At 59.9% G+C, this 14,301-nt stretch carries 11 protein-coding genes and 1 pseudogene; 4 read left to right on the top strand and 8 right to left on the bottom strand.

Annotation, left to right across the window (positions count from 1 at the left end; translation table 11 throughout):
* The 5 genes from ACXX9E_RS23750 to ACXX9E_RS23730 form a co-directional block, all read right to left on the bottom strand.
* On the bottom strand, nucleotides 1–1,866 hold the full coding sequence (locus tag ACXX9E_RS23750) for an extracellular solute-binding protein (protein WP_458556303.1): 1,866 nt from the start codon (nucleotides 1,864–1,866) through the stop codon (nucleotides 1–3).
* Between the two features lie 149 nt (nucleotides 1,867–2,015).
* Nucleotides 2,016–4,727: a TonB-dependent receptor gene (locus ACXX9E_RS23745; RefSeq protein ID WP_458556302.1), complete on the bottom strand. Its 2,712-nt coding sequence runs from the start codon at nucleotides 4,725–4,727 to the stop codon at nucleotides 2,016–2,018.
* 207 nt (nucleotides 4,728–4,934) lie between these two features.
* Entirely contained in the window at nucleotides 4,935–5,336 is a 402-nt protein-coding gene (locus ACXX9E_RS23740; protein ID WP_093433931.1) for an ExbD/TolR family protein, read from the bottom strand.
* The gene (locus tag ACXX9E_RS23735; protein WP_123462257.1) at nucleotides 5,336–6,043 is read right to left on the bottom strand and encodes a MotA/TolQ/ExbB proton channel family protein; all 708 of its coding nucleotides are present in this window, start codon (nucleotides 6,041–6,043) and stop codon (nucleotides 5,336–5,338) included. The genes ACXX9E_RS23740 and ACXX9E_RS23735 overlap by 1 nt, the downstream gene beginning before the upstream one ends.
* 51 nt (nucleotides 6,044–6,094) lie before the next feature.
* Nucleotides 6,095–6,913, bottom strand: coding sequence for an energy transducer TonB (locus ACXX9E_RS23730; protein WP_123462259.1), 819 nt, complete (start codon nucleotides 6,911–6,913; stop codon nucleotides 6,095–6,097).
* Nucleotides 6,914–8,035: 1,122 nt separating this feature from the next.
* On the opposite strand from ACXX9E_RS23730, the gene ACXX9E_RS23725 reads away from it, so the two are divergent.
* Nucleotides 8,036–8,659: a glutathione S-transferase gene (locus ACXX9E_RS23725; protein ID WP_458556301.1), complete on the top strand. Its 624-nt coding sequence runs from the start codon at nucleotides 8,036–8,038 to the stop codon at nucleotides 8,657–8,659.
* A 60-nt stretch (nucleotides 8,660–8,719) separates the two neighbouring features.
* Here the strand turns inward: ACXX9E_RS23725 and ACXX9E_RS23720 are convergent, their stop codons facing one another.
* On the bottom strand, nucleotides 8,720–9,160 hold the full coding sequence (locus tag ACXX9E_RS23720; RefSeq protein WP_123462262.1) for a CBS domain-containing protein: 441 nt from the start codon (nucleotides 9,158–9,160) through the stop codon (nucleotides 8,720–8,722).
* A 205-nt stretch (nucleotides 9,161–9,365) separates the two neighbouring features.
* Here ACXX9E_RS23720 and ACXX9E_RS23715 point away from each other — a divergent pair.
* Nucleotides 9,366–11,728: pseudogene (locus tag ACXX9E_RS23715) on the top strand (DNA polymerase II).
* On the opposite strand, the gene ACXX9E_RS23710 reads toward ACXX9E_RS23715, so the two are convergent.
* Both ACXX9E_RS23710 and ACXX9E_RS23705 read right to left on the bottom strand, forming a co-directional pair.
* On the bottom strand, nucleotides 11,693–12,163 hold the full coding sequence (locus tag ACXX9E_RS23710; RefSeq protein ID WP_123462266.1) for a DUF1810 domain-containing protein: 471 nt from the start codon (nucleotides 12,161–12,163) through the stop codon (nucleotides 11,693–11,695). The pseudogene ACXX9E_RS23715 and the gene ACXX9E_RS23710 sit on opposite strands and share 36 nt — an antisense overlap.
* Before the next feature lie 28 nt (nucleotides 12,164–12,191).
* Complete coding sequence (locus ACXX9E_RS23705; protein WP_267805144.1) at nucleotides 12,192–13,013, bottom strand: aldo/keto reductase; 822 nt, start codon at nucleotides 13,011–13,013, stop codon at nucleotides 12,192–12,194.
* Between the two features lie 218 nt (nucleotides 13,014–13,231).
* Here ACXX9E_RS23705 and ACXX9E_RS23700 point away from each other — a divergent pair, with 218 nt between their 5' ends.
* The gene (locus ACXX9E_RS23700) at nucleotides 13,232–13,570 is read left to right on the top strand and encodes an AHH domain-containing protein (RefSeq protein ID WP_458556300.1); all 339 of its coding nucleotides are present in this window, start codon (nucleotides 13,232–13,234) and stop codon (nucleotides 13,568–13,570) included.
* 16 nt (nucleotides 13,571–13,586) lie between these two features.
* Nucleotides 13,587–14,201, top strand: a complete 615-nt coding sequence (locus ACXX9E_RS23695; RefSeq protein ID WP_458556299.1) for an Imm43 family immunity protein — start codon at nucleotides 13,587–13,589, stop codon at nucleotides 14,199–14,201.
* Nucleotides 14,202–14,301 lie beyond the last annotated feature (100 nt).

Here is a 14,301-nt window from a genome sequence, read left to right as displayed (position 1 = left end):
TCACTGACCCCCCGCGAGCCGGGTGTGCATCTGTTGCGTGGTCAACGGCTTGGCCGAGACCTCCCACCAGGTGTTGAGGCCTTCGTCGTATGCCGGTTGCACAGACGGCATGCCGAAACGGTTCTGATACACCGTCGGTGTGCCTTTGGAGTAGTAGTTGGGAATCATGTAGTAACCCCATTGCAGCACCCGGTCGAGGGCGCGGGCGTAATGCACCATGGCTTCGCGAGTGTTGGCCTGGACCAGCCCGTCGATCAGTCGATCGACCGCCGGGTTGGCCAGCACCATTGAGTTGGAACTGCCGACCTGTGTGGCACTTTGCGAGGCGTACAGGTTGTACAACTCACGGCCGGGAGAGACGATCGGATCGCCGCTGCGCGGGAACGCGGCGACGATCATGTCGTAGTCCCGGGCGTTGAGGCGGTTGATGTATTGCGCTGAGTCGATCCGGCGCAAATTCAGGGTGATGCCGATCTGCGCGAGGGTGCGCTTGAACGGCAGCAGCATGCGGTCGAAGCCGCCCTGACCGTCGAGAAACGTGAATTCCAAAGGCTCGCCGGCAGCATTGACCAGCCGATTGTGTTGCGGTGTCCAGCCGGCCTCGGCGAGCAGTTTCAACGCTTGCAGTTGCTTGTCGCGGATGTAGCCGCTGCCATCGGTTTTCGGTGCCTGATACACCGCGGTGAAGACCTCGTCGGGGATCTGCCCGCGCAGCGGTTCGAGGATCTTCAACTCGTCGGCATCAGGTAGCGCGGTGGCGGCCATTTCACTCTTTGGCCAGAAGCTGTTCTGGCGCACGTAGAAGCCGCGCATCATCTGCTTGTTAGTCCACTCGAAATCCCACAGCAGGCTGATGGCCTGACGCACGCGACGATCCTGGAAAATCGGGTTTTGCAGGTTGAACACGAAGCCCTGCGCCGCCGTCGGTTTGTCCGGGGCAAGGATCGACTGCTGCAAGCGACCGTCACGCAATGCCGGGCTGTCATAGCCGACCACATAACCGGACGAGGAAAATTCGCGGTTGTAGTCGAAGGCGCCGGCCTGCAACAACTGACGGGCGACGTCAGTGTCGCCGTAAAAATTCACCGTCAGGGTGTCGAAGTTGTACATGCCACGACTGACCGGCAGGTCTTTGCCCCACCAGTCCGGATCGCGTTCGAAACTGATGCTGCGCCCGGCATCGACCTTGCTCACGCGGTACGGGCCGCTGCCCAGCGGCGGCTCGAAACCGCCGCCATTGGCAAAGTCGCGGGTTTGCCACCAGTGTTCGGGCAGCACGCGCATCGTCGCCAGGTCCAGTGCCAACGTGCGGTTGAGATTGTTCTTGAAAGTGAAGCGCACCTGCCGCGGGCCTTCGATCAGCACGTCCTGCACGTCGGCGTATTGCTGGCGATAGCTGAGGCTGCCCTTGGTCATCAGCAGGTTGAAGGTGTAGCGCACGTCCTCGGCGGTGATCGGCGTGCCGTCGGCGAAGCGTGCCTTTGGATTGAGGGTGAAGCGTACCCAGAGTCCCTCGGGATCGCGTTCCATTTGTTGCGCGACCAGTCCGTAAACGGTGTAGGGCTCGTCCAGCGAACGGAACGCCAGCGGCGCATACACCCAGTCGTTGACCTGCACCACGGAAATGCCCTGATCGGCATACGGGGTGATGTAGTTGTATTGACCGATTTCCATCGACGCCCGGCTCAGCGAACCGCCCTTGGGCGCCTTGGGATCGACGAAGTCGAAATGCTCGAAGTTCGCCGGATACTTCGGCGCTTCGCCGTAAACCGTCAGCGCATAACTGCCGCCGGCCAGCGCCGAAGTGCCAGTGCATAGCAGCGCACTGCCGAGCAGCAGGCCAGCCATGTTGCGCAAAAAACTCATGAAGTCACTCCTGAAAATCCCTGAAGAAGCCCGAATCCCTGTGGGAGCGAGCTTGCTCGCGAATGCGGTATGTCAGCGAAGGATGTGTTGACTGACACGACGCCTTCGCGAGCAAGCTCGCTCCCACACTGGGGTTGTGGTATTTCCGGTTAGAAGTGGTACGTCATGCGCGCAAACAAGGTACGGCCCAGCGGATCGGTGTAGCGCGGGTCATAGCCGCTCTGGAAGTTGTAGGCCTGGTTGGTGAACGGCGGGTTGCGGTCGAACATGTTCTTCAGCCCGGCATCGACGTCCAGCACCTTGTCGAAGGTGTAGCCGGCCGACAGGTCCCACACCGAATACGACGCCACGCGTGCGTGGGTGTCGCGGTCGTAGTCGTTGTAACCGGTGGTGAAGCGGTTGGTCAGCGACGCCCGCGCCGCGCCGAAGGTCCAGCTGCCGGTGAGGTTGTGTTTCCAGCGGGCAATCACGCCGTCACCCTGGAAGTCGCCGACCTTGTCGGTGAACGGGCCTTTGATGGTGCTCTGGAAGTCGTACTCGTCAACATAGGTGCCTTGCAGGCCCAGGCCGAACTGGCCGTACGGCGTGTTCGGGAAGCGATAGTCCAGCGACACGTCGACCCCGTTGGTTTCGACGATGCCGAGGTTGGCGTTGCCAGTGACGATGTAGTTGAGCGTGCCGTCGGCATTGCGCACGAAGCGGTCCTGATAGGCACCGGCCTGATCAAACACGGTGGATTCCGGGAACGGCTGGATCTGGTTGGAAATGTGAATCCACCAGAAATCCAGGCCCACCGACAGGTTGTTCACCGGTTGATAAACGAAGCCCAGGGTGACGTTGCGGGCTTTCTCCGGCGCCAGATCCTCATTGCCGCCGATCTGGTTGAGGAACTGCTGACCGCAATCGCGCCCGCCGTTGCCGCCTGGTTGCACTACGCCGCCGGTACACAGCACCGGGTCGTTGTAGTAGCCCTGGGTGAAGGTGATGCTGCGCGGTGAATAAAGCTCGTACAGCGACGGCGCACGGAAACCTTCGCTGTAGGCACCACGTACCACCAGCTCTTTCAACGGCTGGTAACGGAACGAGTATTTCGGGTTGGTGGTGCTGCCGAAGTCGCTGTATTTGTCGTGACGCACGGCGGCGGACAGTTCGAGGCTATCGAGCACCGGCACGTTGATTTCGGCGTACGCGGCTTTCACGCTGCGGTCGCCTTCGACGCTGCCGTTCGGGTCGATGCCGAGGCTCTGGATATCGCCGGCAAACTGCTCGAAGTCCTGGTGGAATTTCTCTTTGCGGTACTCGCCACCCAGCGCCAGGCCGGAAGGACCGGCGCCGAACCAGTCACCGATTTCGCGGCTGATCCGGCCGTCGAACCCGGCCACGCGGCCGACAGCCGTGGTGTAGGCGCCGTGGTACGCCGCCGCGTCGATGTACTGCTGGCCGGCAGCGGATTGCGGGCCGAACGGGTTGAGCAGGCCGCTGGCCAGACCATTGATCATCGCCTGGTCGCTGACATAACCGCTGGTGACGCTGGAGACGATTTTGTTCTGGTTGTACGAGGCGCCGACATTGTAATCCCAGCCGCCGACCAGACCGTCGAAGCTGAGCAAGAAGCGCTGGCTGGTGTTCTGGTCTTTCGATTCGCGGGGACCGGCGGCGGTTTCGCGCCAGTTGACGTCCACCGGTTGCGTCGGGTCGAGGGCGAAACCGGTGGGCGCCGGGGTGATGCCGTTGCCGGGGTAGTAGGGCGATGAGGCATCCAGGCTCAGGCCGGTGAGCGGAGCCGGGCCGACCGCCGTGGCGTTGTTGTTGCGCGACCAGAAGTATTCGAGGTTGACGTTGTGGTCGTCCGCCAGCTTGCCGGTGGTCTTGCCGAAGAACGAAGTCTTTTCAGTTTGCGGAATCAGGTCGATGTATTCGCGGGTGCTGAAGCGGCACAAACCGTCGCGGGCCACAAGGTTGGGACCGTTGCAATTGCTGTTGGCCAGTGGGTTGGTGGCGTTGCCGTTCTGGCTGTAGTTGCCGGGGAATGCGGTGCCGGAGGTCTGGTCCAGGCCGCGGCCGGGCACGTAGTCGCGGGCAAAGGAGCGGTCGTTGGCGTCGAGGTTCTGCTGCTTGTTGTAGTTGAACACGCCGAGCACGTTGAAGCGGTCCTGCTCCAGATCGCCGTAACCCCAACTGGCGCTCATGTCTTTGGTAGCGCCACCGCCGCTGTGGGTCGGGGTTTCGCCGCCGAGGCTCAACTGGCCGTCGGTCATGGATTTCTTGGTGATGAAGTTGATCACGCCGCCGATGGCGTCGGTGCCGTACAGGGCTGACGCGCCGTCGCGCAGGACTTCCACGCGTTCGATGGCGGCAAACGGGATCATGTTCAGATCCACCGCGCCACCGGCCGAGTTGGTGCCGGACAAGGCGTTGTTGGCCAGGCGTCGACCGTTGAGCAGCACCAGCGTCTTGTTCGCGCCGATGCCGCGCATGTCGGCAAACGACGCGCCGCCGGTGGCCGCGCCGACCGAGCCGGCGCTGTTGTTGATCGACTGGCTGCCGGTGATGCGCTGCACCAGTTCGGCGGTGGTGGTCACGCCTTGTTTGCGCAGTTCATCGGCCTTGAGAATGGTGATCGGCACCGCCGTCTCGGCATCGACCCGGCGAATCGCCGAACCGGTCACTTCCACCCGTTGCAGTTGCGTGGTCGGCGCAGCCACCGTCGCCGCAGCCGGTACGGCAGCATTGTCGTCCTCGGCGGCTTGCACGGTGCCGGCGCCCATCCCCATGGCCACCAGATACAACGGAACAAAACGGCGACGAGAAATCGTTGCCACCAAAGGTTTGAGCGTGAAGCGTGGAGTGTTCATCAGCATGGTTGTTTCCGACTTTGTTAGACGTTATCGAATTGGCCTTGTGAGCCCCTCATTGCTCCGCTTTCGGTGATACCGCGTGCGGAAAACCACTTTCTTCAAGCAAGCCGATCCCCTCCGAAGACGCTTTGCGTTTTTCGGTCGGCTGATTGCGACGGGAGGCGGTCCGCGGTGTCGGGCGCGTTTTTTAACGCGCGCCCGACACCGCACTCAGTGGGTGGTCATCACCGATATTTTGGTAATGCCCGAGCGTTCGATGGACGCCATGGCCTTGGCCACCTGGCCGTAATTGACGGCGGAGTCGGCCTGCAACTGCACGCGGACTTCGCTGTCCTTGGCCTTGACCTCCTTGAGGCTGGCCTCCAGCGATTCCGGAGCCAGTTCGGTCTTGGCCAGATAGAACTTGCCGTCCTGATCGACGCTGACCACTACCGGATCCTTCTTTTCGGCGGGGGCGACGGCGTCGGTTTTCGGCAAGTTGACTTTGATCGCGTTGGTCATCAGCGGTGCGGTGACGATGAACACCACCAGCAGCACGAGCATCACGTCCACCAGCGGCGTGACGTTCATTTCGCTGAGCACTTCATCGCTGTCTTGAGTGGAAAAGGACATCAGCTGGCCTCCCGCACGGCGGCTGTGGTTTTGCTGGCGATGGCCTGGCGGCTGATGGAAAACGCGCTGCGCGAGGCGAGGGCGTCGAAGTCGTGGGCGAAGTCGTCCATGTCCGCCGAGGCGAGCTTGAGGCGACGCAGGAAGAAGTTGTAAATCAGCACCGCCGGCACCGCGACGGCGATGCCGACGCCGGTGGCGATCAGTGCGTGACCGATCGGGCCGGCGACCGCTTCAAGGCTGGCCGAACCGGTTTCGCCGATGCTTTGCAAGGCTTCCATGATGCCCCACACGGTGCCGAACAACCCAATGAACGGCGCGGTGCTGCCGATACTGGCGAGGATCGCCTGACCGTTTTCCAGCGAGCGGCGTTCCTTCTGGATCTGCTGGCGCAGGTTGCGTTCCAGGCGATCCGAGCGATTGATGGTGTGCGCCAATTGCTGGGTGGTGCGCGGCGAATCCTCCACCAGCAGGGCTTCGAAACCGCTGCTGGCAATGCGCGCCAGCGAGCCCGGGTACTGGCTGGCGTGCTCGGCGGCGGTGAGCAGGTCCGGCGCGCCCCAGAAGGCTTTGCTGAACTGTTTGTTCTGGGCTTTCTGGCGCAGGTATTGCGCCGACTTGACCAGCAGGATCGCCCAGCTGACCACGGAAAACAGCACCAGCCCCCAGAGCACACCGGGGACAATCATCGAAGACAGAGAAGGGTTCATGGCTACACCTCGCTTGCATTAAGTCGGTTGTGAGTTCGTCGGGTTGTGCCGTTATTGCGGCAATTTGAAATCAATGGTCTGGGTGGCGAAGCCGTCGATCGGCGTGTCACCGCGTTTGGCCGGAATAAACTTCCAGTTCTTCACCGCCGCGACGGCCGCGTCATCCAGTTGCGGCTTGCCGCTGGACTTGGTCACCGTCACCGAGCCGGCGCGTCCGTTGGCCAGTACCTGAATGCGCAACACCACGCTGCCTTCCCAATTGCGCCGCAGCGCCAGCGACGGGTATTCCGGCGGCGGGTTGCCGAGGCTGGCGAGGCCGGAAATCGCCGCCGACTCTTTCACCGGCGCGGGCGCGGCGGCAGGTGCTGGTGGCGCGCTCGGGGTCGCCGGTGCTGCGGGAGCGGCCGGTTGTGCCGGGGCGGGGGGCGCTTTCGGCGGCTCGACCTTTTTCAGCGGTTTCGGCTTCTCGACCGGTTTCGGTTTTTCGATCGGCTTGGGTTTCTCCACCGGTTTCGGCGGTGGCTTGACCGCGTCTTCGTCTTCCACCGGTTGTTCAGGTTCCGGCGGTGGTGGAGGAGGCGGTGGTGGTTCCGGGGTGGGCGGTGCCGGTGGTGTCGGGCTGGTCAGCTCGACAGTCATTTCCGGAATCTGCGGCGGTGTCGGCAGTGGCTCGGGCCGGGTCTGCTGGAGAAACCACCAGGCGCCGCCGTGTATCAGCGCCGATACCGCCACCAGCAACAGCATCTGCTGTTTATTCAACCCGCCGGGTTGCGAGGTGTTGGCTTTAAAGGCCGGCCCGCCCAACGCCGGCGGGAGTGGCGCTTCCCGTAATGGCCCCGGCAGGGTTTTGTGCTTTACCGCATCGTTCATTAAAGCTCCCTCGGGTTGATGAAGGGCAATAAGGTGCCGTCCGAACATATGGGTGATGTTCGAGTGGGTGGGTGTAACTTTCTTCTAGGTGTGCGCAGGCCGATAGTTGAACTATCTATTAATAGGCTTGTGCAGGCTTACTGGCTTAGTGTCATCGACTTTTTATGTTCATTAGCCGTTCCCTGGTGTTGTTTTATCTAGGGCCTGCCGAGCCTTCGGCAGCTCCTGCAGATGTTGCGTTCGAAGTTCGTTTTGCAACCGCTGTGCCAAATATTGCTGAAATGTAGAGCGGTTATTTCACCACTGTTACCCATGTCGCATTTATATAAGTTTTATCGGTTGCCCCGTTTTTCTTTAGTGCAGGGTTGTCCACGGCCCCGAATGCCGGGGCTTTTTTACAGGCGAGTCAGACCGCGCGCAGTATCAGGCCGATTAGCGAGATAGAGCAGCTGAACTCGGGTCCGCCAGGGCGCTTGATGGTGCGCGGCGGACTGATTTGGTGCGGGTCAATGTATTAGCGGGTCACAGGCCGTATTCCTTGTTCTTGTTGATTTGAAATGTATGCTTCAATTATTTGTTAGTTATGGTTGCGAGCGCATTTTTGGTGCAATTAAAAATATTCAAGTTATTGTTCGACAATCCTGCTGTCGAGCATTCATGTAGCGCTTGCGCAATAACTTCATGGGTTATATTTAAAAAATAAATAGTGCCGTGGCGCAGGCGCAATCAATGCCGCCAACGCAGTGCGTGACGCTTGGGTTCAGGTAATAAAGTAAATGTATGGGTGGCCAGAGCTGTTCCGGCTAACTCGGCTTTGCGCCAATGGATACCAACGGGACGTGATGCGGCAATACGTTTGAAGATTCACGCGGTGAACTCCTTGTTGCCAGCTCGGATACACGAACTTTTGGTTCGGTATCGCACCTTACAAGAACGCGGATAGCGTTCGATGATTGCTCTTGGTGCGGGATGGGCACCGCCAGCGCTGTTTTGCGAGGTTTGAATTCGCAAGTCGCGAATGCATGGGAAAACCGTGCCAAAACCGATACACAGACAGATTTTTTCTACACCCACGCTACAGCCATCTACTCTGTGGCAATGGTCTTTTCGGGGGGATTGGATATGTACCAGCTCTACGGGCACAGAAACTCAGGCGCAGCCGCCATCGAAGCGGCGCTGGAACTGTGCCAGATCGCTTACCGTTTTATAGATATCGAAGCCAGCACCGAAGCCGCCGAGGCGTTGGCCCAGCTCAATCCACTCAAGCAGATACCGACCTTGCAACTGCCTGACGGCAGTGTCATCACCGAGAGCGCGGCGATCCTGATTCATCTGGGCCTGACGTTTCCCAAGTCCGGTTTGCTGCCGGCCCAGGCGGAGGATCGTGATCAGGCGATTCGCGGCCTGGTCTACATCGTCAGCAATTGCTACGCGGCGATCGGTGTCATCGACTACCCCGAGCGCTGGCTGCTGATGCCCGACGAAGCCTCGCGGCAGAACCTGGTGGCTGGCACGCGTGAGCGTTTGCATTGGAGTTGGGAGGTGTTTGCCGACCAGTTTTCCGCCGAGTTGTACCTGGATGACGAAACGCCCGGCGCGCTGGATGTGCTGGCGGCGGTGGTCACACGCTGGGCCGGCAGCCGTGAGCATTTGCGTCAGACGCGACCGGGGTTTTATGCGTGGTTGCAGCGGATTGACCGGCATCCGGTGCTGGCGCCGGTATTCGCCCGGCATTGGCCTTCTTGAACACACCGCAAAACCAAATGCAGGAGTGAGCAGGCTCACTCCTACAGGGGGCTTCGGGGATTATTCCCCGCGAATGTACTGCTCCAGCTGCCTGATCAGCTCGGCCTGTTCGGCAATGGCTTCCTTGACCAGGTCACCGATCGACAGCAAGCCGATCAGCTTGCCGTTCTCCACCACCGGCAAATGGCGCAGGCGTTTGTCGGACATGATGCCCAGGCAGGTGTCGACGGTTTGATGGGTGTCCACGGTGATCACGTTCGCCACCATGATGTCGCGCACCGGTGTGCCCACCGACGAGCGTCCATGCAGCACCAGTTTGCGCGCGTAATCGCGTTCACTGATGATGCCGACCACTTTGTCGTCTTCGACCACCAGCAGGGCGCCGACGTTTTTCTCGGCCATCTTCATCAGCGCTTCGAGCACCATGTGATCAGGCTTGATCTGATGCACTTCCTGATTTTTCTGATCTTTGAGCTTGAGCAGTTGGGCGACGGTCTTCATGGCGGTTACTCAGGTGTTGTCGTTGTTATTCAAGCATCGTAGACGCAAGCGCGCAGGGCAAGGTGGCAAAGCGGCAGATAGCACGCAAAAAACGTCATATGCGGAAAAAATCCCCATTCAGTGTTGTGAAGTGCAAACCCACAAGGTTCTTCCATGCCAGCGGAGCGTAGAATGCGGCTCTGTTTCAATTCCTGAGGTCGCAGTGGTGGATTTACAGCAGGGTTTCGTCCTGACCCGGCATTGGCGCGATACCCCAGCGGGCACTGAAGTCGAATTCTGGCTGGCAACCGACGCCGGGCCGCGCCGCGTGCGGTTGGCGCCGCAGACCTCGGTGGCGTTTATCCCTGCCGCACAGCGCGAAGCGGCCGAGCGCCTGCTGCACGACGAAAAGCACGTGGAACTGCGCCCGCTGGCTCTGCAGGATTTCGAACATCGCCCGGTGCTCGGCCTGTATTGCCAGCAACACGGCCAGTTGATGCGCCTGGAAAGCGCGCTCAGCCGCGCCGGCGTCGACGTGTTCGAGGCTGACGTGCGCCCGCCGGAACGCTACCTGATGGAGCGTTTCATCACGGCGCCGGTGCTGTTCAGTGGCACGCCCGATGCTGACGGCGTCTTGCTCGACGCCCACCTCAAACCAGACCCGACATACCGGCCGAACCTGCGCCTGGTCTCGCTGGACATCGAAACCACGGAAACCGGCGAGCTGTATTCCATCGCCCTCGAAGGCTGCGGCCAGCGGCAGGTATACATGCTCGGCGTGCCCAACGGTGATGCGAGCAGCGTCGATTTCGACCTTGAATACTGCGACTCACGCACCGTCATCCTGAAAAAACTCAACGACTGGTTTGCCCGCCACGACCCTGACGCAATCATCGGCTGGAACGTCGTGCAGTTCGATCTGCGCATTCTCCACGAGCACGCGCGGCGTCTTGGCGTGCCGCTGAAAATCGGCCGTGGCGGTGAAGAGATGCAATGGCGCGAGCACGGCAGCCGCAACCATTATTTCGCTGCGGCGGCGGGGCGGCTGATCATCGATGGCATCGAATCTCTGCGCTCGGCGACCTGGAGTTTCCCCTCGTTCAGCCTGGAAAACGTCGCGCAAACCCTGCTCGGCGAAGGCAAGTCGATCGACAATCCGTACCAGCGCATGGACGAAATCAACCGCATGTTCGCCGAGGACAAACCGGCGCTGGCCAAATACAACCTCAAGGACTGCGAACTGGTCACACGGATCTTTGCCAAGACCGAGCTGCTGACGTTTTTGCTCGAACGCGCCAGTGTTACCGGGTTGCCGGCGGATCGCAGCGGCGGCTCGGTGGCGGCGTTCACCCATTTGTATATGCCGCTGATGCACCGCCAGGGTTTCGTCGCGCCCAATCTGGGCACCAACCCACCGCAGGCCAGCCCCGGCGGTTTCGTCATGGATTCGCAACCGGGGCTGTACGAGTCGGTGCTGGTGCTCGACTACAAGAGCCTGTACCCGTCGATCATCCGTACATTTCTGATCGACCCGGTGGGGCTGATCGAAGGCCTGCAGCACCCGGACGATACCGCATTCGGTGCCCGGGTTTCCGTGGCGCCCGCTTCTCGCGTACCCGGCATTGCCTGCCGTCCATCGTTGCGCGCGTGGCCGAAGGGCGCGAGACCGCCAAGCGCGAGCACAATGCGCCGCTGTCGCAGGCGCTGAAAATCATCATGAACGCCTTCTACGGCGTGCTCGGTTCCAGCGGTTGCCGGTTTTTCGATACGCGGCTGGCGTCGTCGATCACCCTGCGCGGCCACGAAATCATGCTGCGCACCCGCCAGCTGATTGAAGCGCAGGGCCACGCGGTGATCTACGGCGACACCGATTCGACTTTTGTCTGGCTGCGTCGCCCGCATGGCCAGGAAGAAGCGGCGAACATCGGCCACGCGCTGGTCAAGCACGTCAACGACTGGTGGCGTGCCCATGTGCGTGATGAATACGGCCTGGAAAGTGCTCTCGAACTGCAATTCGAAATTCATTACAAGCGCTTCCTGATGCCGACGATTCGGGGCGCGGAGGAGGGCAGCAAGAAGCGCTACGCCGGTCTGGTGAGCCGCGCCGACGGCAGTGAGGAAATGGTCTACAAAGGCCTGGAAACCGTGCGCACCGACTGGTCGCTGCTGGCCCGGCAGTTCCAGCAGGAACTGTACGAGCGCATCTTCCAGCGCAAGCCCTATCAGGATTACGTGCGCGACTACGTGCGCAAAACCCTTGCCGGAGCGTTCGATGATCGGCTGGTCTACCGCAAGCGCCTGCGGCGTACCCTCGATGACTACGAGCGCAACGTGCCACCGCATGTGCGCGCCGCCCGGCTGGCCGATGAATACAACGCCGGGCACGGTCGCCCACGGCAGTATCAAAACGGCGGCTGGATCAGTTACGTGATCACCCTGGCCGGGCCGGAGCCGTTGGAAGTGCGTCGTGCCGCGATCGACTACGACCACTACATCACCCGCCAGCTGCAACCGGTGGCGGACGCGATCCTGCCGTTTGTCGACGACGATTTCTCAACCCTGATCGGGGGGCAACTGGGCCTGTTTTGAGTCCAGCAGTTGCAGGGTCCATTCGTCGAGGATGCCGTGGAAGTAGCGTTCGAGTGCCTGATTGAACGGACAGTCCTCGGCGCTGAACTGCGCAAACAGAGTCATCGAGGAGTGAAATTTCAGGTCATCGGGGTGGCCGAAAATTTCGGCAATCGAGCGCTGATGCACCTTCAGCACCAACTGCGTACAGGTTCGCAGCCGCGCGCCGAGCAGGTCGTGGGCCAGATAGGCCTGTGCTTCCTCGGCGGACTGAATGGCGAAGCGTCGGGACATCTCGCTGCCTCCCAGGCCGGCGAGCTGCGGGAACACAAACCACATCCAGTGGCTGCGTTTGCGGCCCTCGTCGAGTTCGCGTTGGACCCGTTCGAACACCGGGTCCTGGGCCTGGACGAAACGTTGCAGGTGGAACGGGTCGTACTGATCAGTGCTTCTCATGACGAAGCCCTCGCCAGCGGCCAGCGACTCAGACCATCGCCAGCCGCTGCTTGCGTTGTGGCGCCTTGAATACCTCGTCCAGCGCCGCCAGATCCCCGGCCTCCAGTTGCAGCTGCGCCGCTTGTGCATTGAGTTGCACGTGTTCCGGGCGGACAGCCTTGGGAATCGCAATCACACCATCCTGACGCAGAATCCACGCCAGCGAAACCTGCGCCGGGGTCACGCCGTGACGAGCGGCAACCGTGTTCAGCACCGGCTCGGCGAGCATCGCACCAGCCTGACCGATCGGGCAGTAGGCCATCAGCGGCAGGCGCTGTTGCTGTGACCACGGCAGCAGGTCGAATTCGATGCCGCGCTCTTCCAGGTTGTACAGCACCTGATTGGTGGCGCAGGCCGAACTGGACAGTTCTTCGAGGTCGTCGACATCGAAATTCGACACGCCCCAACGGCCGATCTTGCCGTCCGCGCGCAGACGTTCGAAGGCTTCGACGGTTTCTTCCAGTGGGTACTGGCCGCGCCAATGCAGCAGATAGAGGTCGATGTAATCGGTGCCGAGCCGCCGCAGGCTGCGCTCGCACGCCTGGGGGATACCTGTGCGACTGGCGTTGTGCGGGTAGACCTTGCTGACCAGAAATACCCGGTCGCGCAGGCCGGCGATGGCTTGGCCGACGACTGTTTCGGCACCGCCCTCGGCATACATTTCTGCGGTGTCGATCAGGGTCATGCCCAGTTCGATACCTTGGCGCAACGCAGCCACTTCACGCGTGTGCGCCGCACGGTCTTCGCCCATGTGCCAGGTGCCCTGGCCAATCACTGGAACCTGCACGCCTGCGAGTTCGAGGGTACGCATGCCAACCTCCTGTGCTGATGGTCGATACCTTAGTGGGCAGCAGGATAGCGCAGGGGTTCCATGGGGTTCAAAAGCAAGAGCTCGCAGCCTGTATTTTGCATTTCGCTCTCTTTCTTTATTCCTCTACCCGTACAAGTGCGCAAGAAGTTGCGCAGTGCTTTGCCTGTTTTCCAGCCGGTAAGTCTCTGCAGGCCACGTAGATCGTTACTCATGACAAAATGCAGGCACATCACCTCATCCCCGAGGAAGTATGGGGACGGCAAGCAAGCTTCTTCTCGGACATCGGGATGGGCGGAGAGCGGGATAAAAAGGAAAACGGCCTGTTGATGCCTGACAGTGCGGATCAGGCTAAGAAAACCAAGCGCGTTTTTTACCGTTGCGGATCGCATGGTAAGGTCTATAGCCCGATGGTTAACAACATGGTAACGACCGTCAGGAGCAAATATGAGGCTGGTGTCATCGACGAAGCACAGGCGCGAACTCAGATATCCGCGATACAGACAAGATTAAGAGCAAGCCTTTCGGTGCCTGGCACTAAACAACGCCGACTTAGATAAGCAAGGAGAAGGGTTTATGGAATATTACGTGCTTTCTCAAAAGGAAGAGCCTGGTTGCCCGGCTGGCTTCTTACAGGCAGATCTCTACGATAAATTTTACTCAGATACCAAAGGTGTCGAGCATGGCTTTTTTCCTTGGTATGCGGAGAAAATCCATTACAAAACACACTCGCCCTATCCAGAAGGTATGGTGCTTATTTCTAAAGATAAGTTCTATGATTTCGATATACGCAGTGTGGCGCGTTTCTACATAGTCAGTGATGATTTCATGTCTGTTTGTAGCGAGCTGGACGTAGGTGTTACTGACGCTGTGCCTATTCAAGTGGTTTCCAAAGGTGGGGAAACTATTTCATCAAAAAGCTACAATGCCGTACTTTTTGAAGAGTTGGATGCGCGCTCGGAGACTGATCCTGCTTCTACTTTCATAGAAGAGGGTGGGTTGATTTTCAGGTTCAAAAAATTGGTATTACCTCCCGACTTCAAGCGTGATCTGTTCAAATTCAAGGGGTTGATTTCAGGAAGTAATACACTTATTTGCTCGCGCATATTCAAAGAGCTTGCAAAAGATATTAAAGGAGTAAATTTTACGCCTTTGGAAAGCGTGCTTTGGTCGGCTATCAAGCCAATTTGAATGTGAAAGGTTGACGCAGTTGCAATCACCAGTGAATTCCGCGCGGCTTGCTTACGGATTGCGAGCCTTCGTGAAGGTCAAGCAGTTTGTCATTGCGATC

This window comes from Pseudomonas sp. GNP014 (assembly GCF_054344005.1).
Note: the sequence above shows the minus strand (reverse complement) of the source record. Positions and strands in the feature narration are given on the sequence as shown.

Coding starts and splice junctions, on each gene's coding strand:
- ACXX9E_RS23705 (WP_267805144.1), bottom strand. CDS start 13,013: ATGCGTACCCTCGAACTCGCAGGCGTGCAGGTTCCAGTGATTGGCCAG.
- ACXX9E_RS23700 (WP_458556300.1), top strand. CDS start 13,232: ATGCAGGCACATCACCTCATCCCCGAGGAAGTATGGGGACGGCAAGCA.
- ACXX9E_RS23750 (WP_458556303.1), bottom strand. CDS start 1,866: ATGAGTTTTTTGCGCAACATGGCTGGCCTGCTGCTCGGCAGTGCGCTG.
- ACXX9E_RS23725 (WP_458556301.1), top strand. CDS start 8,036: ATGTACCAGCTCTACGGGCACAGAAACTCAGGCGCAGCCGCCATCGAA.
- ACXX9E_RS23730 (WP_123462259.1), bottom strand. CDS start 6,913: ATGAACGATGCGGTAAAGCACAAAACCCTGCCGGGGCCATTACGGGAA.
- ACXX9E_RS23695 (WP_458556299.1), top strand. CDS start 13,587: ATGGAATATTACGTGCTTTCTCAAAAGGAAGAGCCTGGTTGCCCGGCT.
- ACXX9E_RS23710 (WP_123462266.1), bottom strand. CDS start 12,163: ATGAGAAGCACTGATCAGTACGACCCGTTCCACCTGCAACGTTTCGTC.
- ACXX9E_RS23740 (WP_093433931.1), bottom strand. CDS start 5,336: ATGTCCTTTTCCACTCAAGACAGCGATGAAGTGCTCAGCGAAATGAAC.
- ACXX9E_RS23745 (WP_458556302.1), bottom strand. CDS start 4,727: ATGCTGATGAACACTCCACGCTTCACGCTCAAACCTTTGGTGGCAACG.
- ACXX9E_RS23735 (WP_123462257.1), bottom strand. CDS start 6,043: ATGAACCCTTCTCTGTCTTCGATGATTGTCCCCGGTGTGCTCTGGGGG.
- ACXX9E_RS23720 (WP_123462262.1), bottom strand. CDS start 9,160: ATGAAGACCGTCGCCCAACTGCTCAAGCTCAAAGATCAGAAAAATCAG.